Genomic DNA, 21118 nt, shown 5'->3' with positions numbered 1-21118 from the left:
TGGACGGGACGCGGCAGATTATTTCCGAAAATCGGAATTATGTCAAGTGTGATTTCTGTTAATCAGAAGCGGCAGCCCTCATTTGCCCTTCTTGCGCGGCCGCGCCGACTTCGCGCGCAGCCGCTCAAGCTGTCCCTTGGGCATGGACAGGCAGATCTCCCCGACCCAGTCAAGCTTGACGCCGACGATCGGCTTGGCATTGAAGCTCGTGAGGTTGACCACTGAGGGAGATTTGCCCCGCTCGATGGTCTTCAGATAGCGCTCGCCCGTCTTGAGGCGGACCACGGCCTCTTCGCCGTAGAAGCTCGACAGCGGGTGGCGCTGGTCCTTGTAGACGACGATCACGTCGCCGCTTTCGTATTTGGGCAGCATCGAATCGCCCACGATCTCGAATGCGATCGTCTCTTCCATGATCGGGAAGGGCAACGCGACGTCGCCGAGACCTTCCGGCGGAACCTGTTCGTAGTCCGGCTCGATCACCGCGCCGGCTCCGACGCGGCCCATGATCGGCGCGAGATTGAGCTCGAGATATTCCATGATCGGAATTATCTCCGAGGCCTTCACCAGGCGCTCGCCGCCGAGAATCTCCGAGACCGCGCCGGGCCGCACGCCCATGGCCGCAGCCAGGCCGCCCTTGCTCTTGCCCGTCTTCTCCAGGCCCCGCTCAATCATTGCTACGTCCAGCATGGTGATTCCCTCGATTGCGCACCGTCTCGCCTCTTGTAATCCGAAATTCGGAATTGATGCAATTATGAATATCAGAAATATGGCTTGACTCTGTATTCGGAATAACGGAATGTGCGTCTCGCCTCCCGGGTGGAGGCGCATCACAGGACAGCAGCATGGAACCGGGCCATTGGCCGTCGGAGCACTCCGACGCGCTTCGCGACTATTTTCACAAAGGCATGTCTTATGCGGAGATCGGAAGACAGATAAACGCAAGGTTTGGAACGGCTTATACGCGCAGCGCGGTGGTCGGCCGCGCCAAGCGGCTCGGGCTCATCGTGCCGCAATGGATGACGAGCCCGGCGCTCGCGCCGCCCTTGCCGGGTGAACCCACCCTGCTTTCGCCGCGCCGGGTGGCGTGGCCGAGCCTCAATCTGCCGCCGAAGTCCGCCATGAAGCCTGCGGCGCGGGTGAAGTTGCGCTGTGTCGGCATCCAGCCGCGCCTGATCCAATTGGTCGAGCTCGAGCCGGCCGACTGCCGCTATCCCTATGGCGGCGACAAGGACGGTGAGGAGATCACCTTCTGCGGCCACCCGCGCCAGCCGGGCTCGAGCTATTGCGCGCCGCATGGCCGTCTGACGCGCCGTTCCGAGGCTGCGTCGGCGGCCCGTGCCGCGGGCCCGGTCGTGCTGAAGCTGGTCTCGGCGCTCTGACGGTGCCGCCCTCCGTTCAACTCTCAGTCTTGCAAGGAGATCCGAGTGGCTCGTGCCCGACGCAACAAGTCCTACAAATTGGCGCAGATCTACGACCGGCGGTCGCGGGAGGTGCCGTTCAACGCCGAGATCGCGGAGGTGGAGGTCGACAATCCGCACGCGCTCGATTCCGACGAGAAGATCCTGGCGATCCGGTCGGTCCGCGGCGATCCGCTTGGCCGGCTGCACGCGCACCATCAGATCGACGAGGCGCAATACCGCGGCGGGCGCGCCTTCCAGAACGATTGGGAGCGGGCGGAACGCGGCCCGCAGGCGGTGGATACGACGCGCGAATATGTCGATGGGACGGGCACGCGTGAGCCCGTCACCGAAAGCCAGCGCCAGGCGGTGCTGCGGCTCAACCGGATCGAACGAGAGCTCGGCACCGACGGCGCCGCGCTGGTGCACGACGTGCTGGTGCTGGGTCTGACCATGGATCAGGTTGGGCAGCGTCGTGCCGTCCGCACGCAACGCTGGAACGATTACTTCGCGCGGCGTTTTCGCGAATGCCTGGACCGGCTGGCGCTGATCTACGGCTTCGCGACGGACACGGGAACGGCGCGCGGGGGCCGACGTGGATGATTGCGGAGCGCCGGCGGTCTCGGCCGCCGGCGTCCCGCCCATTGCTTACGGGTGAGGGACGATCTGGTAGGGCGTGGTGTAGGGCTCGACGCGCAGCGAGGCATGGGCCAGCAGCCCGATCTTGGCTGTCGGTGCCTGCTGTAATTCGCCGTTGGGGCCACGATGCACGTTGTATTGCCAGACGGTGAGATCGCCCTTCTGTGCCAGCGCGTGTGCAACGGCGCTCGCATCATTGCCGCCGAGCGCCTGAAGCTCTGCCGCCGACAGTCCGACGACGATTTCGTCCTTGACGGTGACGATCTTGAACAGGTTCATCTTGGTCTCCTGCGCCCATGCGCCTTGTGTCGAAAGGGTGAGAAGCGCGATTGCGGCGCCCTTGATGAGATCGCAGCGAGAAAGCATGCCGTCGTCCTTTTTGGTGCTGAGGTGCGCCCAATCGAAGAGTTTTCAGCCATGGCGCCCGTGTCTGCGTGGCCGTGCCGCAACGGCTTGGTCGCTCGCGCGTGGACGGCGGTTCACGGGGACCGGCCGCGAGATCGACTTTCACGCGCCTAACGCAACCGCCGGGACCGATTCAACAAATGCGTGCATCTTGCTGAAGAATCGCCAATTCGTGCGCGCTAACGTGGATTTCACGTCGGAAGCACGACGAAACCCCGTGTCGATTGACAGCAAGAGGGCTGTGCGCGTGATTGATGACGCTTCTTGACGCAGGTGGGTGACGGCGATCGATATTCCTGTTATCCGGAAACGCCGTGGCGCGATGCAGACCAAGCATCGCTATACCCACGGTTGGGCTTGCCGGATGGGTTGTTGCTTGGCATAGTTGCAACCAGATGGAGGCCGTCGTTTGGACGCGGTTCAGCCTGCAACCCGGCGGGTCCCTTCGGCCTAACGTTCGTCGCCATAGTTCTGTTGCGGCGTTCGGTTCTCGAGCGGATCACGACCGATGCTTGTCATAGGTGCGAGATGAAAAACCTCAATTTCGCGGCTGAGCTGCATCTCAAGCTCGGTGTGCCTGCAGGCAGCACCGTGGAAAGTCTGCGCCTGCTGCGGGCCTTCCTGAAGCTCGCGCCGCGACAGCGCTTCGAGGTGATCAAGCTGGTCGAAGATCTCGCCACCGACGAAGCTCTTCCCGAGCACCCCTTATCCTAGAGCCCGGCCGCGCGCCCATCCTGCCCATTTTCCTGCCAGAGCAGGCTCCCCGGCATCGTTCGCCGGAGCGCTGGCGGCTGGATGGCGGTCAGGCAAATGTGGTATTCAGACGGAAAAAGGGAGGAGCGAGACCATGATCGAACCGAAAATCGAAGTTCCGGCCGAACTGCGTGACTTGGCCGAGAAGACCATCGACCAGGCCGAAAAGGCCTTCGGCATGTTCTTTGAAGCGGCGACCAAATCGATGTCGTCCGTTCCGGGGGCGGGGACAGAGGTGTCGAAGCAGGCGTTGGCTTTCACGGAGCAGAACATGAAGTCGGCCTTCGAGCATGCGCGCAAGCTGGTGCATGCCACCGACCTCCAGGAGGCAATGCGAATCCAATCCGATTTCCTCCGTAGTCAGTTCACCAGCGCCGGAGATCACATGCGTCAGATGACCGGCAGTCTCATGCAACCCGGCAAGGGCAAGCCCTGATTTTCGGTCTGTGTACAGCGTGCCCACAAATTGATCTTGTATGACGTGAAGATCCGCGCTTCGATACCGGTGCAGGTCCATGATGGGCCACCGAATGATCTCATTCGCCGTCTGTCATCCTTTCTGCTGATCCCTGCCGGTCCACCGGCAGGGATTTGCATTTGCAGCCTTCGTGCAGCCCGGCGTGACCATCCGGGATGAAGCTCAGACTATCGCTGAAGCATGACTTCGGAAAAGCGCTGAACGGTTTGCTCGAGCGCGGCCTTCGGCGGCCGATCAGGCATCTAACGCAGCGATGCGATGTAGGCCGCGATATCGCCGGCTTCGGTTCGGCTCAGGGGAAAATTCGGCATCTTCGGGTGCGGATCGAGCAGGAAGAATGCGAGCCTTTCCGCACTGAAATCCGGCCTGCGCGCGACGGACGCAAAGGAAGGGACGTCGGCGCTCGCCTGAGCCTGTCCGTTCGCCACGACATGGCAGCTCGCGCACCAGCGCCTGGCGAGGTCGGCGCCGTGACCGGCATCGGCGCCGAGAGCGGACGACGAGCCGACGCCAGAGACGAGTCCAAGCAGCAGGAAAATCCGTCTCACATGCCGGAGCATAGGGCAATCTTTCTGCATTCGCTTGCGGCTGCTGTGCTCATCCGCAGCAGGATCCTGGAAACTGCGAGAGATCGATGCGAGCGACGATCGAGCGCAGCAGCCTGCGGGTCGAACGATAGAGATGCCGCATGGATGCAGGCACTCTCGCCGCGAGCAGGCCCTTCGGAACAAGGCTTTTCCTACCAAGACTTCCGGTATAGTGCGACACGTGTCTCTCCGACGGCACGTGGTTTCTTACCGTGCCGTGTCGGAGCCGCCTTGATCTGCCGCAAAGCGTCCCGGCCAATAGTCGTCCGGGTTCATGATCATTGGGCTCTGCAAGCGCAAGGGGCGGCTAGAGACAGGCGGCCTTGCCGCGTTCGGGGCAGAGCCGGAACGCGCTCGACAGCGTGAAAAGAAAGCGTGGGCTGCGACGCTCGTTGTCAGGCGCCCGGTAGCTTAAGGGGACGGCGACGCCGAAATCGGCCTGGAGGTCGTCCGGCAGGAAGAAGCGCACACCGGCCCCCGCCGATGTCAGCGACAGCCCGTCGCTCAGGCGATAACCGTGGTTCCAGACGGCGCCAGCGTCGCCAAAGGCATAGAGTTGGTAGCCGGTCCAGTAGCGGAAATTGAGCTTCTGGTCGAAGCGCAGCTCGAGCGAGCCGGCAAGGCCGTTGTCGCCGCTGATCTCAGCTGCGCCATAGCCACGGCCAAAGGCCGCGCCGCCAAGATAGAATTGCTGCGAGGTGAACAGCGGGCGCGATGCCGTCTGGCTCGCCGCACCGAGCTTGAGCGACCAGACATCGTTGAGTGTCTGGTAGCGCGTGAACCAGAGGTTCAGGACCGAGAAGTTCGAGGAGGCGCCGTCGCGTGACAACAAATCGTCCTGGAAATGCGAGGCGCCAAAAATGTCCAGGCCCTGACGGTAGGTCAAAGTCGCAAAATTGGTACCGCCAAAAGGATCCAACAGCCGGTAGTCGGCGGTTAGGCTCGCCGTCCTGATGTGGTCGTTGTACCAGGGCCCGTAAAGGTCATGCTCGGACACATTGCTGAAGGTCGTCGCCGCGGTCAGCGTGAGCGTGGAGGATTGCGACTGCAACGGGACGACGCCGGCACGCAGCTCGAACGCCTCGGTCGTGGTGATGTCGCTGTCGAGCCGGCGCATATCGCCGGGCCTTACCGCGCTGTACAGCACGGAAGCGCCGAGGCGGACACCGTCGACGCCGACGGGCGCATCGTACGACAGGCGTGCGAAGCCGAGCTGACGGGGGTCGTTGGCGATGGTCGACAGGTTGACCGCCAATGTATCGCCAGGCGTGAGGTAGGAGTTGAACGCGCCGGTGGCGTAGGTCTGCCAGGGACCGACCGACGAGGATCCGAGATTGTCGAGGCCGAACGAGGAGAAGACGTGCCAGGTCTTCAAGTAGATGGTCAGGCGGAAGCGGCCCGTCGTACCGCCGATCTCCTCCAGCGCAGTGTCGGTGATCCGGACGCCCGGCCTGCCATTGATCAGGAAGAGCTGGCGTTCGAGCGTTGCCAGTCGCGAAGGCTGTTCGGTCAGAACCGGCGCCAGCATCGGCCTTATGCCGAACTGTTCGGCACCGTCGCCCTTCAGCTCGGCCTGCACGATCGCACCTTCCAGGACCTGAATCCGGACACGGCCGTCGGCGATGTCTTGTGGTGGCACGATGGCGCGGCTCAGATGAAAGCCGGCTTCGCGGTAGAGGTCGCTGATGGCGCCTGCAATCGCGGCCAGATCCGCCTGCGAGACCTTCCGGCCGAGATAAGGCTGGTAGACAGCGGCGATGCGATCAGGGGAAACCGCGTGGGCGCCGCTGACGCTGACGCCGCGCAGCACGAATTGCGGCTTGGTATCGCCGCCCGTCGTGGGCTGTCCGACGCTCGGCAATCGGACCGGCGGCCGGCCAAGCGATTCCTGCTCGGTCTGGTTATCAAAATATTTCTCGGGCTGGCGCGGATCGAAACCCGGCTGGTTCGCCTGTTGAGCAAATGCCGCTGGAGTTGCCGCGAAAAATACCGCCGCCGATACCAATGCGGTAAGGAGATGCCGCTTCTCACCGCGCGCAGCGACGCTGTCTCCGTAGTTCGACGGAGGATCTGCCACGGGACGGTAAGGGTTCGTTAGCCGCATGATTTTTCATAGGTTTTTATGGTCAACGATTGGTTAATCCGGCCGCTCCGCTGGCCGCTTTCCGATAATCCTATCTTGAGTGATTTCGGATACCCCTCAGGCTTGGCTGTAAACGCGGGCTGAGGATCATCATGTTCGGCAGAGTTGGAATGCGGCGCGCCCTGGCGGCGGCGCTGATCCTGGGGACGGCCTCCAGCGCATTCGCGGCGGACGACGGTGTGTGGTCGGTCAGCAAATCCTCGGGCGAGGTCTGGCTTGCCACGAGCGGCGCCCAGCAGGTGTCGTTGACGTCAGAAGGAACGCTGAAACCCGGCGATACCATTCGCACCGGTCGCAACGGGCGCGTACTCCTCGTCCGCGGCGAGGAAACGATCCTGATCTCTCCCAATTCGGTGGTGGGCCTGCCGGCCGAGAAGAAGGACGGCCTGTCGACCACCATCATCCAGCAGGCGGGTTCGATCCTGCTCGAGGTCGAGAAGCGCAACGTCAAGCATTTCGAGGTCGAGACGCCCTATCTTGCCGCCGTGGTCAAGGGAACGCAGTTCAGCGTCACGGTCGGTGCCGGTAGCACCAAGGTCGGCGTGCTCCGCGGCCAGGTCGAAGTCTCCGATTTCAAGACGGGACAGATTGCGCAAGTGATGCCGGGACAAGCGGCCACCGTCTTCGAACACGGCAAGCCCGGTCTCAGCCTCAGCGGTGCGGGGACGATCAATCCGATCGAGCAGGGCAAGCCCCGCGCGCCCACGATCGAGCGTGTCCCAGTGCCGAAATCGGGCCTGTCGGCGCCGCGCCATGCGACCAACGGCCATGCCATCCATGCGCTCGGCCCGATCGACAAAGGCACCAAGGCAGGCGGCGCACCCAAGGCCTCGGGGCAGGCGGCCGGCGGGCATGCCCCCAAGGCGGGAGTCGTGCGCATTTCGGCCGCGCTGGGGGAGGTCAAGTTGAACGTCCACAAGGCGACGCGCGGCCTTGCGCACGGCGGCGTTCCGCCAGGGCAGGCACGTAACGCGAATGCCAGGGGCGACAGTCAGACGGTCTGGAACGATGGCAAGGCAAGCCCGGCCGCATCCAGCAGCGCGGCAAGCAGCGGTGCCGTCAGCGCGAACGCCACGATTGCCGCAACGACAGCCGGCGCATCCAGCGATGCCCCGCGAGCAAACAACGGAAAGGCCGATGGCAACGGTAATTCGGACAACAACAACGGCAACGGTGGCAACAGCGGCAACAGCGGCAATCAAAACAATAGCGGTAACGGCGGCAACAACGGTCACGGTCACAGCAGCCATGCCGACAACGGCGCCACCGGCAATGGCAGAGGCAACAACGGCCACGGCCACGGAAATGGCAGCAATGGGCACGGCAGACGCTGAGCTCTAGGTGGACGCTTCCGTCGGGGCGGGTGTGGGGGGCTCGGGTGAAACGCTATCGGCCGCATATTCTTGTCGTGATCGCGCTCGCGGTGGTGTTGTCCACGGGCTGGCACGCTGCGCTTCGCAATGCGCTCACCGATCTTCGATTCAAGTGGCAAACGCGTGCGGCCACCGGCGACATCGTCGTGGTCGGTATCGATGCGCCGTCGATCGACCAGATCGGGGTGTGGCCCTGGCCGCGGCGTCTCCATGCCGAAATGCTGCAAAGGCTGGAAGCGGCAGGCGCGCAGGACGTTGCCTTCGATGTCGATTTCAGCACGCCGTCGGATCCCGCCTCCGACGCGGCCTTCGCCAAGGCATTGCGAGACGCCGGCGGTTCGACGATCCTGCCATCCTTCAAGCAGCCGACACCGAGGGGCGGCCCGGCTCATGTCAACCGGCCGCTGAAGTCGTTCAGCAACCAGTCGTGGCCGGCTCTCGTCAATGTCGCAATCGAATCCGACGGGCTGGTTCGCCGCTATCCGTTCGGCGAGAAGCTCGGCGATGCTTTCATGCCTTCGATGGCCGTCGTGCTGGCGGGACAGGACGCCAATCGGCGACCGCCCTTTCTGATCGATTTCAGCATTCGCGCACCCTCCATTCCCGCCGTCTCCTATGTCGACGTGCTGCGCGGCGATAGCGCCACGCTCGACAAGCTGAAAGGCAAGAAGGTCATCATTGGCGCCACGGCGCTCGAGCTCGGCGACCGTTTCAGCGTTCCCAACGGCAGTATCATCTCGGGGCCAGTCCTCCAGGCGCTCGCCGCTGAATCGATCCTTCAGAACCGGACCCTGCGCTGGACCTCCGATGTCGGCATGGTGGTCGGACTGGGCGCAATCTGCCTGCTGATGCTGTATTCGTGGCGCCGTATCGCGCCAGGACTTCGCGTCGCAATCCTGATCGCAGCCGGGGCGGTGGTCGAGCTGGCCGCAATCCTTGTGCAGGCAAGATGGCCCCTGGTCATCGATACGTCGCTGTTCCACATCGCCATCGTCGCTTACCTGACCGCGATTGCGCTCGACGAAATCGACTTCCGCAGCCTGCTCGGACGCATCGCCGAGAGCCGCTTTCATCGCATCGCGATGTCGCTCGGCGACGGGCTGGTCTGCACCGACGAGGATCACCGCATCACGGTCTGGAATCCCGGCGCGAGCGCGATCTTCGGCTACATGCCGGCCGAGATCATCGGCCGCCCGTTCGAAACGCTGTGCGCTTTGCCGGCACACGCCGGTGCAAGACCGTCCATGCACGACGCCGCGCGCCAGGCGCTCCTGGTTCCAGGCGGCGCCGTCGTCGTCGAGTTCGAAGGCCGGCGCAAGAACGGCGAAACCTTCCCGGTCGAGGCGAGCTTCTCGGGCTGGCAGGGAACCGACGGCTTTCAATATGGTGCCATCCTGCGCGATATTTCGGTGCGCAAACGCGAAGCCGAACGCATTCGATATCTCGCCGAACATGACGCGCTGACGGGGCTGGCCAACCGGAACATGCTGCATATGGGCCTGACCGATCTGATCGCCGCGGCGGAGCGACGGTCTTCGAGCGTCGCGTTGCTCGTGCTCGGGCTCGACGGCTTCCAAGAGATCAACAACATGCTAGGGCACTCCGCCGGCGATCTCGTGCTGCGCGCGGTCGCCGAGCGGCTCCGGAGCGAAGTCGGTGGCAAGGCGATCGTCGCCCGGCTCAGCGGCGACGAATTTGCCATCGCGATCGATTGCGCAGAGATCACCGAACCGGTCGCGGCGGTGACCGAGCGAATCGCGCGCGCGTTCGAAGCCCCTCTCGCAACCGGCACGCGCCAGCACCGGGTCAAGATCAGCGTTGGCGTCGCCGTCTATCCTGAAGGCGGGAGCAACGCCGATGACCTCCTGAGCAACGGCCATCTCGCGCTGACGAAAGCCAAGGCGACCAGGCGCGGCGGCCACGTCGTATTCGAAGCCGCGATCCGGCAGGAGCTCGAGACCCGCTTGAGGCTGGAGGGCGAGCTGGCGCTTGCCGCCGACCGCAGCGAATTCGAGCTGTTCTACCAGCCGCAAGTTCGTCTGATCGACGGCAGCCTGGTCGGAGCCGAAGCGCTGATCCGCTGGCGGCATCCGGTGCGCGGCTACGTCTCGCCGGCCGAATTCATGCCTGTTGTCAACACCTCGGCGCTGTCGGAGCGGATCGCGAATTGGGTGATGGAGACCGCCTGCCGCCAGGCGCGAGCTTGGGAATTGTCCGGCAGCGATGTGCGCGTGGCGATCAACCTCTCTCCCTCGCAGCTTCAGTCCGGCGACCTTGCGCATTCGGTTGCAGCGCTGCTCGAGACGACGGGGCTGACGCCGTCGCTGCTCGAGATCGAAGTCACCGAAGACATCCTGCTGCATGACGAACGCCGCGTGCTTGAAATGTTCAAGCGAATCCAGGAGCTCGGCGTCCGGATCCTGTTCGATGATTTCGGCACCGGTTATGCGAGCCTGAGCTATCTCAAGAAGTTTCCGCTCGACGGCCTCAAGATCGACCGGTCGTTCGTCTTCGGTCTTCTCTCGAACTCCGACGACGCTGCCATCGTCGGGTCGACCATCGGCCTCAGTAAGCAGCTCGGTCTCACCGTCGTCGCCGAAGGCATTGAGAACCGCGCAACGGCCGACTTCCTGGTCACCATGGGATGCGGGGAAGGGCAGGGCTATTTCTTCGGCCGTCCGATGCCTGCCGAGGCGTTTGAGAGAAAGTTCCTGGCGGCTGAACTCCAGACTGTCAGCGCCGCCTGAGCGAGCGGCTTTGGCCTGCGCGTTGACACCAGCACTCCGAATGGAGGCTGGTTGTTTTGGCGAGCACCGTCGCGCGGGTCAACATCTGGTATTCAGCATCCGGTGACGGGGCCTACATTCCTGCTTCCCGCGAGTTCGCATCGCGATCTGAGCGCGGAAATGCGCCACGGGGATTGGCCTCGCATGGTCTGCTTTCGAATGCTGAGCGGAGAGATCTCTTGAAGTTGCGCAGGGCAGCTTTTGACCCCACAGCCGACGAAGGCCGAGGTCATGAGTATTTTGCCAAACTGAAATCACGGAACTAAGCACCGGGAACCAAATGGCCGGAGCTAAGTTGATCCTGCCGGATCGCGCCTCGACAACGTGATGCCGACACAAGGCCTCAGCTCGGCCAGCCCCGGAGCTGAGGCCTTTTTATCCCTTGTGTGCATTTTTGTACAAAGCGGCGGAACGCAGTACGAGTTTGTGGCTTCATCCCACGGGGCCTTCATGGGATAAAGAGACGTGCCGCGTTACACCTCCTTCGCCCGCGAGGCGGCAGCAACGCTGCTGCGAATGGCAAAAACAACAAAGGACCCGCAGGTTGCGTCGGGATTGATCCAGCGAGCGGCCGACCTGAAGGACCGCACGGGCGAGCTGCCCCCGGTTGATATCGAGATTGCCGCGGCGGACCCAAAGAAGCCGTTGACGAAGAACTGAGCCCGACGCAATCGGCGGTCCTCTTTATCGGAAACATAATGTGAAAATGGCCCCAGCTCCCGGGGGCAATGGGGATGAAGCTGGGGCCCAACGGGGTCGCCAGAACGCTTTCATACATTTCCTTTCCAGATCAGCCATCGGTAGACGCCGAACACGTTGATAAGTGTCACCACCACGTTTTGCACCATCAGCGCATATTCCGCTGTTAGATAGCCGACGACGATCCAGATCACCGATGCACCGCTCAGCACGACGAAGGCCCAGCCGGTAATGAGTGGCCGGGCCCGGGCAGCTAGGATCAGCCCGGCGCCGATCGTGCCGACTGTCGCCACCCAACGCAGGATTTCATCCATGACACTTGTGCTCCCCGAAAGCCGACGTCGGAGCGTCGCTCGGCGATTTGCCTATACGGGCGCAGTAAGGGGCAGGCCGCCGGAGTGGAACTTTCCGTCTCGTGCCGACCACCATGCGACCACCGCCCGAGCGACTTGGCTCCACAGTGGCGGCGGAAGGTCAGGGCACACGTGGTGATCCCGTGAAGTATCAACTCCGCTGCGCGAAATCGGAAGCTCCTTTTTTCTCATCCCCGAACAGCGTTTCCATCAACGGGGGCTGGCACATTGCCCCGGGCTGCGAAATGAAATCTGAGCCAAGAACTTATCTCGCAACGAGCTGATGAATGAGCGCGACTTCCGCTGTTGACCCATCGGCGAAGATGCGCGTCGGCCCACGGAGGTCCGCTCGTTGCGGCAGAGCGGACGAGATTTGCTGAACTTGAGTTCTTCGTGGTTCGGCCCGAAGCGGAAGGTAGCGAGCGGTCGCCAATGGCGTGGCATTCCCCCAACTTGTCGTCCTTACTGTCCATCAGGTCCCGGCCTGGAATCTTCTATCCGGGCCTTGAGCGGAAAGAAACTCTCGGCCAGGATCCTGTCTTCCGCCGTCTGCAGCCCTCGATTGAGGTAAGACATATGATCCTCGCCGTCGAACGCGATTTCGGATCGCTGGTAAATCCCCGCGCGTGGGGACGCGCGAGAGCCGGCGGACGCATGACTTATTATAACCAAGCTTTTGCGTGCTCGCGGAGACTGGGTCTTGTTCTCCAAGGAGTTGGGAGCGAAGTCAGCTTGCAGTGAGACCGATAGCTCGGCCTGAAGATAAGGCTCGGCGTTCTCTTGCCGAGCCTTTCTTCCTATTTGTCTATCCGTCGATTCCGATCTCGAAAGAGACAAAGACGATCTTTACTTATTTAGCGGCTATCACACGGCAAACGGCCCGTGTTTCTCGCGTCGTAGTGACCCGGCTGTTTCAGGACAGCTGCACAGCGCCGCAACACCCGCTGCTGCTCTGCGACCTCCAATGTCGCGAAGGCTGTGCCGACGTTGGAAGGATTGAGGCCTGCCAATCCAGAGCTGTTGTTTGCATTGCCAACGCCATTATTTGAAATGCCCGCGGCTCCCGCGGCACCAGGACCAATGCCGACAGTGCCAAGCCCGCCGGTGCCGAGGCCCCCAGTACCTGCGCTGCCGGAACCGACACCAACTCCCGCGCCTGCCCCACCAACTCCTGCAACACTCGCACCTGCGCCAGCTCCTGCCGCGCCTCCGCCGACACCCACGCCCCCCGTGGCGCCAGTTCCGCCAACTCCGGCGCCCACTCCAGCACCGACGCCAGCACTGCCCACTCCGGCGCCAGCACCCGTGCCGACACCACCAACTCCGGCGCCAACGCCGGCAGCACCAACACCTCCAACACCGGCGCCAACACCCGCGCCCACCTGGGCTTGCGCGAGTGGTGCTGCTGCGGACAATGCAACGCAGACCGTGGCCGCATAGAGAAGCTTCATTCGCATACACGCCTCCATGAATTCCGGCGCCCGCAAAGGGACGCCTGCAACAAGATTCTTTTCCAGGAGGAAGCGATGATTTGTGGGTCCGTTCCTCAACCGGCTGCAAGTAGGTTAACGGGACGAAAAGAGCATTCCGAGAATTTTGCGATTGCGGAACCAGCGCGCAGTCGCGAGGCTATCGAGTTCGCAATTCATCTCGTCGCTTGTGGGGAAGGTTCGGTGGCTTTACGCGCGGTTTCGTAAGCTCCGCTTTATGGCCCGTGTTAGACCTCAGCTCGGAGCGCCGCGAGGTCAGCTGTCGGGCGTTGACCCGCCAAAGTTATGACCGCTCAAGGCAGCCTTTGACCCTGAGCAGACCTCTGGGCCAACGCTAACCGATGCCGAAAATCGACGAACTGATGAACTCTAGGCGCGGGTCCACTCGTTTTTATGATCGCAACTCAATGGCGCAACAGCTTCAGGGCAGTATTGCTCATTGCCGCTGAGCAGCGCGTGGCGACGAATGATGATGCGCGATCACCCATTTACCGTCGCGCTTCACAACCACAAACGTAAAACGCGATGGTCGGGGTTCGTAGTGTTGTTCCTGTCGGGCAAAGTCATAAAATCCTGCGACAACGACAGCGTTTTCACCGAGCACGATTACATTCTTCTCTTGTATCGTGTTCCTGCGGCCACCCTTATCAAGCGCAACGAAATACTCCCGAATCGCCTCCGTGCCTCGGGTCGCGACCGGGTCGGTCGTTCCGAGAAGAAGGGCATCCGGCGCATAGAGTCTTACCAGTGCATTACGATCATTGGCGCTGTATGTTGCCGACCACTGATCGACCACGGCGCTTGCCTCCTCTGCAGGGCTAGCGAGAGTTGGCGTTGCCATCGAAACGAGCGCCACGCATAGAGCTTTGGTCAGAATCCTCATGTAACCCTCCCATGAACGGAGGGAGCCATCATAACACTCAAAGTCGCCTATTGGCCGATTCCGTTGAAAAAGGCCGGCAGTATTTTGTTGTAATAGCTCCGTCGCGACGTGACCGAACTGCTCCATCGACCCTATGCGAGCCTCGCGATGGGCATCGGGATGAGCTTGGCCATCTTTCGAAGGTTCTGGGCGGTGGCCGCGAGGATGAACTCATCGCGCGCGCCGTTCGGGCCTCGTAAACGCAAACGGTCGAGCTTGAGGATGCGCTTGAGGTGGGCGAACAACATCTCGATTTTCTTGCGAAGCCGGCGCGAGGTGCCTCCCTCCCACGATTTGGCGATCTGGCGCGCCATGTCGCGAGCGCCTTCGTAGATGGAGCGCGGCACCCTCCGTGATGCCTGCTTGGGGCAACACCGAGCCTTCAATGCGCATCGATCACAATCGCGCTTGCTGGCGAGGTAAAGCATGGTGGCACCATCATTCACCAACGTTCCGGTGGTGGTAAGAACTTTGCCACCAGGGCAACGATAGATGTCGCCAGCATGGTCATAGGTGAAGTCGTCGCGCGAGAAGATACCGTCTGTGCGGGCGGACTTATCGAAGACTGTAACGTGCGGTTCGATGCCGTGCTCATAGACCAGCCAAGCGAGCATCTCGGCCGAGCCATAGCCGCTGTCACCGAGTAGCCGGCTCGGATAGAGATCAAACCGCTCCAGCGATCGTTCAATCATGCGCTTGGCGGCCAATACCTCCGCCTGCCGGATCGCCGTCGTTGCCTCAACATCGACGATGATCGCGTTCTCGACGTCGACCAGGTAGTTCGTCGAATAAGCGAAAAACGCTTGGCCACCGTGCGCCCCCGTCCAGCGCGCCGCCGGGTCGGAGGGCGATACGAACTTCGGGGTAACCTCGGTCGCCGCTCCGAACGCGGCATCATCGAGGACAGCCAGATACTCATCGATTGCTCGGCCGGCAGCCTCCGGCGGAAGTCCCTTATCGCCTTCGATGCCCTTCTGCCGATTGGCATCGGCCTTGATTAGGCTCGCATCAACCGCAAATCCCTCACCGCCGACCAGTCGTTCCTCGATGCAGCGGCGCAGCACGCTCTCGAACACGCGACGGAAGAGGTCGCTCTGCCGGAAGCGGCCATGCCTGTTCTTGGAGAAGGTCGAATGAGGGCACCGCCCCATCCAGACCGAGCCGGCAGAACCACCGGTAGGCCAAATTGAGGTGAACCTCATCGCACAGGCGCCGCTCCGACCGGATGCCGAAGCAGTAGCCGATCAGGAGCATCCGGATCATCAGCTCGGGATCGATCGAAGGTCGGCCGATGCTACTGTAGAAAGGTGCCAGCTCCCGCCTGATCTCTTGCAGGTCGACGAACCTGTCGACCGATCTCAAAAGATGGTCGGAGGGAATATGCTTCTCGAGCGAGAACTCATAGAACAACGCAGCCTGCTCGACTTGCTGATGCCCCATCATGATCTTCAGTCCTGCCAATTAGACAGACTGAATCACTGCTATCCTTGAGTCGCAACTGCCGCGTTTTTCAACAAAATCGGCCCTTAGCCGAACAAGGCAAGACTGTTGTATGTCGGCTATCGGCGGCAGAGCGGACGAGGGGCCGTGCTCACTTCGACCCGCTGCTTGTGACTCAAGCCGAAATGAAGCTCGACCCACCCAACACCGTTGCCAATTGACTAGGGATTGATCTGCAGCCTAAGCCTAGCGTCACCGATTTCGGTAAATGGCTTTAGTTTACGAGCGCGACATGACTGAAAAATTTGCCAATGATGGGAGCATCCCGCAGCGTATCGCAGCTTACCGGAAGGAAGCGCGTCTCGCGTCGGAAGACCGGGGTGCCGCCCGCGACTTGATGAAGCCGCAGGAGCTTTGAAGCGCAAATCGCTACACAAAAGAAAGCCCGCTGGTATCCGCGGGCTTTAGGCTACTACCACTTCTGGCGACCAAACCAGTCGTTGAGCTCTTTTTTGGCTTGATCCTTTTGGTAACCGTAACGCTGCTGGAGCTTACCCTCAAGTTGGTCTTGCTTGCCATCAATGGTGTCTAGGTCGTCATCCGTGAGTTTGCCCCACTGCTCTTTCACTTTTCCTTTGATCTGCTTCCAATTTCCTTCGACGCGGTTCCAGTCCATGGTGGCCTCCTCTTAGAACTTCATTTCAGATGCCGAGACCGCCGCTTTGGCTAGCTATCGCAAGCGCTTCGGAGAAGCGGGCATTGACCTTTGGCTATCCGCGATCGGCGCCGCAACAGAACGGCGGGCGATGGTCTCCCGCAAACAACAGCGTTGAGGGACATTGGTTCGCGTCAGCTTTGGCTCTGGAGCGATTTTCACGATGCACCAAAGCGCGATGCCATTAGGATGAATCGTCATCGCGCTTCACGCTATTGTTTGAGCATGATCTTCTCGGAAAACCGCTACGCACTTTTCCGGATGATGCTCTAACGCACAGCGGCGCCGAATGCCGTCACCCGTTCAAGGCTGTAACAGCGAGAGGAGGCGTTGTCGGTCCTGATCAAGAACACGCTGGGCTCTGCGCAATGTGTCCAGCTCTGCTTCAGCAGTAGCGGTATCCTTTCCTTCCCGCTTCAACTGAAGGATCGCTCTCTCTTGCTCTGCAAGGCGTCGTTCTCCTTCAACTACATCGCGCTCGATCTGCCTCAACGCATCATAGACGAAGGTCTTGTCCATCAGTGTGCTCAGCTGGCGCCGCCAATCTCTTCTTTTTCGGTCAACCTCAGCTCCGTCCCGACGTTCCCGCTCGCCACCGCTTTTCGGCCAAAGCCAATCTCATGCGCAGGGCAGATTAAAGCTGCTTGAGCCCGCAGAGCACTGCGCTGGCGCCGGGCTGGGGTTCCTTGTCTGGCGATGCTTCAGAGCCGCCTCATCGATCCAGGGGTACCGCCTGGTCCCTCGGTGCCATTGCGAGAGAGCAGCCGCACGCGCTCGTTGTCATGCATGCCAGCATTCCATCGTCTTGGATCCAGTCAGGCCCTCGGGTGGCTTGCTTGCGGCTGGCCAGCCACAGCTTGCGTCCCTCGCATGCTCGGGCAGATAAATCGCTCACCGTAAAGCAACCCTTTTCCCAGCGGCTGCATCGTTCAAATCGTGGCGCAATTAAATATTAATATAATTCGCCATTTTAAATGAATTAAATGCTGGACGAGATTTAAAGTTGGATTAGAATGAGGACCGCTTGGCGCCGGATGAACGCGTCAAGGACCTCCTAGAAGCGGTCCCATCATCCCGCCCTGCCGCCCTGTTCCAAGGATGTAAGGGGCCGCTTCTAGGGCAAATTGTGAGCTAGATCATGCACCTGTCACTAGGTGATTGCTTTCTCATCTCCGCAGCAACGGCTACGCTCCTCATGATTGAGATCGGAGTCTTGATCATCGTGGGTCTGATCTGAGCCAATGAGAAGAGCGTAGGGACGTTCTGAGGGCCAGCTACATATCACGTCTCCTTGGAAACGTGTTCGGCCTCGACGGCGCGGAGCAGGGCGGCAAGGCTGGGATACTCCACGCCATTGCGGACGTAGCGGTTGACGTGCTCGGCATAGCGGGCCGATCCGTCGGGCTTGCCCTGCCACCTGAACAGCAGCACGGCACTGTTGTGTTGGCGCAGTACGTGGCCAGTCCCATTTCCGAAATACTTGCTCATGGCGTGGCGCTTCATGGTCGCGCCTCCGGCTTCGCCAGCTCCGGCTCGTCGATTTCCAGAAAGCATCCGGAACGGAGATGTTCCTATTGTGAAGCGAGGAGATCTTCGCCGGGGGCGAGCAGCTTCACGCAAGTTCCGCTTTCGTGAAGCATCAGCCAGCCCTTCTCGACCGCATAGACGATGCCAGCGCCAAACTCTGTGGCGCCGGCCTTAAGCTGGTAAGGAAACGTTGCACTGATCTTCTCGATATGAATGCGGCCGTCTTGAAACAACAGCACGGCCGCCGACGCTGTCATGACCAACGCGGGAGGGCTGAGGTTCGTCAACAGCAGCACGGCCGGCATCGCTACGACCGCTTGTACAAGCCCGCCGTGCGCGACCGGGCTCAGCGCTTGACCCTTAAGGTGAAGATTTCCGTTGGCAAGTGCCACCGCGGGGGGGGGGAGTGCCTTCAGATCGGCTCCGGGACCGAACCGCAGCGCCGAGCGAGTCAACGGAGGACGGTCTCACTAGGGGCGGTCGCAGAACAGCTACCTTCGGCGCGCGACCGCGACGCCAAAAAGGAAGGCGACGAACAGGCTCGCAAGCGGTGCTTCGCGCGTGATCGCTGCGACCGTTGCGAGTGCACCGCCGGGCTTGCGCGACTCCTCGACTGCCGAGGTCAGACGGTTGACCGTTGCGTGCAGGCCTCCGGCGACTTCACCGATGGTCCGCGAGACGTCCGCGGCCGTATCGATGGCACGCTCGGCCATGCCGGGTTCGGACGTGGACTGCGGTATCTCCGTGCTCAAGGGCGACCTCCAGGCGTGATGATCGAAGCCGGCACCTTTGGCTATCCGCGCGAGCGCTCGTTTTGAACAGCGGGTCTGGTGACCTTTGGCTATCCGCGACAGGTGCCGTGATTGACGGCGGGTGCCGGCCTTGAATGAGCAATTCAGCGCGCGGGATATTGTTCCGGAAGATATGCGGCCACCTGCGGGCTCCCCGGGAAACGACGGGTGCGAATCTCTGTTAGGCTAAAGTGAACCTTGCTGACGTCAGGAGACAGCCGTGACCGACCGGACCATGACGGATCGCGCCCGGCGCATCGCCTTGCTCGGTGCTCCCATCGACATGGGCGCTTCGCAGCGCGGCACCTTGATGGGGCCTGCGGCGTTGCGCACCGCCGGCCTTGCGACATTGCTGGAAAGCCTCGATTTCGAGGTCGTCGACTATGGCGATCTGTCCGTAGCCGAAGTCCGGGAGCTCACCGACCGGCCCCCCGAAAAGGCCAATCACTACCGCGAAATCCAGCGCTGGACGCGCGCCCTGAGCCGCAGAGGCTATGAGATCGCGACATCAGGTGCGCTGCCGATCTTTCTCGGCGGCGATCATACGTTGTCGATGGGGTCGGTCAATGCAATGGCGCGGCATTGGCAGGCGCGCGGCCGCGAACTGTTCGTGCTGTGGCTTGACGCCCATGCCGACTACAACACGCCGGAGACGACGATCACCGCGAACATGCACGGCATGTCGGCCGCATTCCTGTGCGGCGAGCCCGGGCTCGACGGCCTGCTCGGCGACGATCCGCGCGCCTCGATCGGCCCGGACAAGCTCGATCTCTTCGGTGCGCGTTCGATCGACAAGCTCGAGAAAGAGCTGATGCGCACGCGCCGGATCCGGATCGTCGACATGCGCCAGATCGACGAGTTCGGCGTGGCTGTCCTGATCCGCCGCGTCATCGAACGGGTCAAGGCCAGCAATGGCGTGCTGCATGTCAGCTTCGACGTCGATTTCCTCGACCCTTCCGTGGCGCCGGGCGTCGGCACCACCGTGCCGGGTGGCGCCACTTATCGCGAGGCGCATCTGATCATGGAGCTGCTGCACGATTCCGGCGTCGTCGGATCGGTCGACATCGTCGAGCTCAATCCGTTCCTGGACGAACGCGGTCGGACCGCGCGCACGGCGGTCGAATTGATCGGCAGCCTGTTCGGCCAGCAGATCACCGACCGTCCGACGCCGAGCAATGCCATCGCACCAGGCGAGTGAAGCGCGCGTCTGAGACGGCGGCCTGTGCGCACGCCTCGTCCTTCGAGACGGCGCTTTCGCGCCTCCTCAGGATGAGGCTATTTGGCATTAGCGCTCGTTGAAACTGCCGCCGCGCACTCCGTCCTCATCCTGAGGAGCCCGCTTAAAGCGGGCGTCTCGAAGGATGGCCGCGGGGAAGACTCTCAGATGCGTTAGCCCGGCCTGCAAGCGAAAGGCCGCGCCCATGTCCGAGCGCGGCTCTCGGGGCGCCTGATCGGCTGCTCTCACCAATGGCGGTGGTGCCGATGCCAGTGGTGCCGAACGACCGGATAGGACCCACCGTAATAGGCGTAGGCGGGGCGCACGACGCGGCGATAGCGATAGCCGTAGGAAACGGGCGCCGTGTAGTAAGTGGTGGTGTAGCCACCGCCCCATCGATAGGGCTCGTCGTATCCGTAGTCGTAGGCGTAGGGGCCGCCGTAGTAACCGGCACTGTAATAGCGGGGTCCGCCATAGTAGCCATAGCCGGGTCCCCAGCCGTAGGCGGAGGAGGCAAGGCCACCGATGACGGCGCCTGCGACCAGGCCGCCGGCGATGCCAGGTCCCCAACCTCGCCAATGGGCTTCGGCGGGAGACGTTGCTGCGATCGAGCTCAGGCCTAGAGCGCCGGCCATCAGGGCTGACATTGCAATCTTCTTCATCAACATACCTCTCACATCACATTGCCCTAGGGAATAACGGGAAGAATAAGCAATGGTTGCTGCTGTCCGGTGACGAGAGCCAATGGGTGCTCGGCGTCGGGACGGCGTCACCGAGAATTCGGGCCTGGACGGCGACGCCCGCCGCTCCCATCAGTTCGGCCAAATGCCTCCGAGAGGTTCGGGACTGCCCCAAGCGGCGCGCGGCGCGCCGAGACAGAATCCGATCAAATCGCCTTGAATCATCAAATGGTCGAATACCGGGAAAAACCGGAAACTTTGGAGCGTGTCCCTAAGTTGGGACGCCACGAGGTTCGGATTTCCGGAGAGCAGGCATGGACGACGACATGGTCTTGAAGAACGCCGCGGACACCGCCTGGACGGTGTACCGGGCGCGGCACCCCGAGGTCGCCGCCCACGACACAAGGCGCTGTCTGCTGGAACGCCATCTGCAGAGGAGGTGGGAAGAGCACCCAAGCGATACCGAGGAGCTCGCCTCTTTCGGGATAGCCTACCTGCACCGCCTTCCCAGGGATGAATGTTGACGTGCATGAAGATGCTCATTGTCCGCGTCGCCCGCACGAGCACGAGGCCGAGTTGGACCCTGCTTGCGATTTCATGTCTCATCTCGGCGACCATCGTGACGGTTTTGCGCGTCGTGTGCGAGGAATAGAGCTTGCGCCCGGAGTGCCCGAGCCGGGAACTCCATCCAGCAACCCGTCGCCTCGCGCGAGACCACGACCGG

22 protein-coding genes and 1 pseudogene are annotated in these 21118 nt (G+C 61.9%); 10 read left to right on the top strand and 13 right to left on the bottom strand.

All coding sequences use genetic code 11. The features are described 5' to 3' along the window. Nucleotides 1–78 precede the first annotated feature (78 nt). On the bottom strand, nt 79–687 hold the full coding sequence (locus tag ACVWYQ_RS11810) for a S24 family peptidase (protein WP_036045323.1): 609 nt from the start codon (nt 685–687) through the stop codon (nt 79–81). 155 nt (nt 688–842) lie between these two features. Between ACVWYQ_RS11810 and ACVWYQ_RS11805 the strand changes: the two genes are divergently transcribed. Both ACVWYQ_RS11805 and ACVWYQ_RS11800 read left to right on the top strand, forming a co-directional pair. Beyond that, entirely contained in the window at nt 843–1379 is a 537-nt protein-coding gene (locus tag ACVWYQ_RS11805) for a GcrA family cell cycle regulator (RefSeq protein ID WP_271544218.1), read from the top strand. Nucleotides 1380–1424: 45 nt separating this feature from the next. Then, nucleotides 1425–2000, top strand: coding sequence for a hypothetical protein (locus ACVWYQ_RS11800; protein WP_271544220.1), 576 nt, complete (start codon nt 1425–1427; stop codon nt 1998–2000). 45 nt (nt 2001–2045) lie between these two features. Here ACVWYQ_RS11800 and ACVWYQ_RS11795 read toward each other — a convergent pair whose 3' ends face one another. Then, nucleotides 2046–2402, bottom strand: coding sequence for a hypothetical protein (locus ACVWYQ_RS11795; RefSeq protein WP_157284176.1), 357 nt, complete (start codon nt 2400–2402; stop codon nt 2046–2048). 567 nt (nt 2403–2969) lie between these two features. On the opposite strand from ACVWYQ_RS11795, the gene ACVWYQ_RS11790 reads away from it, so the two are divergent. Together ACVWYQ_RS11790 and ACVWYQ_RS11785 are read left to right on the top strand one after the other, a co-directional pair. Further along, nucleotides 2970–3155, top strand: coding sequence for a hypothetical protein (locus ACVWYQ_RS11790; protein WP_036007684.1), 186 nt, complete (start codon nt 2970–2972; stop codon nt 3153–3155). 133 nt (nt 3156–3288) lie between these two features. Then, a complete protein-coding gene (locus ACVWYQ_RS11785) occupies nt 3289–3630 on the top strand; it encodes a phasin (protein ID WP_157283861.1) in 342 nt (113 codons plus the stop codon). 284 nt (nt 3631–3914) lie between these two features. Here ACVWYQ_RS11785 and ACVWYQ_RS11780 read toward each other — a convergent pair whose 3' ends face one another. Further along, nucleotides 3915–4232 carry a c-type cytochrome gene (locus tag ACVWYQ_RS11780; protein WP_157283860.1) on the bottom strand — a complete coding sequence of 106 codons (318 nt, stop codon included), beginning with the start codon at nt 4230–4232 and terminating at the stop codon, nt 3915–3917. 334 nt (nt 4233–4566) lie between these two features. After that, on the bottom strand, nt 4567–6363 hold the full coding sequence (locus ACVWYQ_RS11775) for a ShlB/FhaC/HecB family hemolysin secretion/activation protein (protein WP_271544227.1): 1797 nt from the start codon (nt 6361–6363) through the stop codon (nt 4567–4569). 131 nt (nt 6364–6494) lie between these two features. On the opposite strand from ACVWYQ_RS11775, the gene ACVWYQ_RS11770 reads away from it, so the two are divergent. The 3 genes from ACVWYQ_RS11770 to ACVWYQ_RS11760 all read left to right on the top strand — a co-directional run bounded on the left by ACVWYQ_RS11770 (nt 6495) and on the right by ACVWYQ_RS11760 (nt 11221). Beyond that, nucleotides 6495–7736 (top strand): FecR family protein, encoded by a 1242-nt coding sequence (locus ACVWYQ_RS11770; protein ID WP_456725632.1) that lies wholly within the window; start codon nt 6495–6497, stop codon nt 7734–7736. A 44-nt stretch (nt 7737–7780) separates the two neighbouring features. Beyond that, nucleotides 7781–10522 (top strand): EAL domain-containing protein, encoded by a 2742-nt coding sequence (locus tag ACVWYQ_RS11765; protein ID WP_456725631.1) that lies wholly within the window; start codon nt 7781–7783, stop codon nt 10520–10522. A 504-nt stretch (nt 10523–11026) separates the two neighbouring features. Beyond that, the gene (locus ACVWYQ_RS11760; RefSeq protein ID WP_057028635.1) at nt 11027–11221 is read left to right on the top strand and encodes a hypothetical protein; all 195 of its coding nucleotides are present in this window, start codon (nt 11027–11029) and stop codon (nt 11219–11221) included. 110 nt (nt 11222–11331) lie between these two features. On the opposite strand, the gene ACVWYQ_RS11755 is transcribed toward ACVWYQ_RS11760, so the two are convergent. The 3 genes and pseudogenes from ACVWYQ_RS11755 to ACVWYQ_RS11745 form a co-directional block, all read right to left on the bottom strand. After that, nucleotides 11332–11574, bottom strand: coding sequence for a hypothetical protein (locus ACVWYQ_RS11755; RefSeq protein WP_051056887.1), 243 nt, complete (start codon nt 11572–11574; stop codon nt 11332–11334). A 1965-nt stretch (nt 11575–13539) separates the two neighbouring features. Then, a complete protein-coding gene (locus ACVWYQ_RS11750; RefSeq protein ID WP_271544236.1) occupies nt 13540–13986 on the bottom strand; it encodes an SgcJ/EcaC family oxidoreductase in 447 nt (148 codons plus the stop codon). A gap of 131 nt (nt 13987–14117) precedes the next feature. After that, nucleotides 14118–15468: pseudogene (locus ACVWYQ_RS11745) on the bottom strand (transposase). Nucleotides 15469–15733: 265 nt separating this feature from the next. On the opposite strand from ACVWYQ_RS11745, the gene ACVWYQ_RS11740 reads away from it, so the two are divergent. After that, nucleotides 15734–15883: a hypothetical protein gene (locus tag ACVWYQ_RS11740; RefSeq protein ID WP_456725630.1), complete on the top strand. Its 150-nt coding sequence runs from the start codon at nt 15734–15736 to the stop codon at nt 15881–15883. A 54-nt stretch (nt 15884–15937) separates the two neighbouring features. On the opposite strand, the gene ACVWYQ_RS11735 is transcribed toward ACVWYQ_RS11740, so the two are convergent. From ACVWYQ_RS11735 to ACVWYQ_RS11715, 5 genes are all read right to left on the bottom strand, one after another. Next, nucleotides 15938–16141, bottom strand: a complete 204-nt coding sequence (locus ACVWYQ_RS11735; RefSeq protein ID WP_271544240.1) for a CsbD family protein — start codon at nt 16139–16141, stop codon at nt 15938–15940. 342 nt (nt 16142–16483) lie between these two features. Beyond that, nucleotides 16484–16699, bottom strand: a complete 216-nt coding sequence (locus tag ACVWYQ_RS11730; RefSeq protein WP_036046393.1) for a hypothetical protein — start codon at nt 16697–16699, stop codon at nt 16484–16486. Between the two features lie 762 nt (nt 16700–17461). Continuing rightward, on the bottom strand, nt 17462–17683 hold the full coding sequence (locus ACVWYQ_RS11725; protein WP_271544246.1) for a hypothetical protein: 222 nt from the start codon (nt 17681–17683) through the stop codon (nt 17462–17464). Between the two features lie 68 nt (nt 17684–17751). Next, nucleotides 17752–18012 carry a hypothetical protein gene (locus ACVWYQ_RS11720; RefSeq protein ID WP_271544247.1) on the bottom strand — a complete coding sequence of 87 codons (261 nt, stop codon included), beginning with the start codon at nt 18010–18012 and terminating at the stop codon, nt 17752–17754. 186 nt (nt 18013–18198) lie between these two features. Next, on the bottom strand, nt 18199–18459 hold the full coding sequence (locus ACVWYQ_RS11715) for a hypothetical protein (protein WP_271544249.1): 261 nt from the start codon (nt 18457–18459) through the stop codon (nt 18199–18201). Between the two features lie 259 nt (nt 18460–18718). Here ACVWYQ_RS11715 and rocF point away from each other — a divergent pair, with 259 nt between their 5' ends. After that, on the top strand, nt 18719–19696 hold the full coding sequence (gene rocF / locus ACVWYQ_RS11710; protein WP_456725629.1) for an arginase: 978 nt from the start codon (nt 18719–18721) through the stop codon (nt 19694–19696). A 263-nt stretch (nt 19697–19959) separates the two neighbouring features. Here the strand turns inward: rocF and ACVWYQ_RS11705 are convergent, their stop codons facing one another. Continuing rightward, nucleotides 19960–20376 carry a hypothetical protein gene (locus ACVWYQ_RS11705; RefSeq protein WP_036007763.1) on the bottom strand — a complete coding sequence of 139 codons (417 nt, stop codon included), beginning with the start codon at nt 20374–20376 and terminating at the stop codon, nt 19960–19962. 332 nt (nt 20377–20708) lie between these two features. On the opposite strand from ACVWYQ_RS11705, the gene ACVWYQ_RS11700 reads away from it, so the two are divergent. Then, the gene (locus ACVWYQ_RS11700; protein WP_036007651.1) at nt 20709–20918 is read left to right on the top strand and encodes a hypothetical protein; all 210 of its coding nucleotides are present in this window, start codon (nt 20709–20711) and stop codon (nt 20916–20918) included. The last annotated feature ends 200 nt before the right edge of the window (nt 20919–21118 follow it).

It is taken from the genome of Bradyrhizobium sp. USDA 3397, from assembly GCF_054060965.1.
The sequence above is the reverse complement of the archived record's forward strand: the minus strand, read 5'-3'. Positions and strand labels throughout refer to the sequence as shown.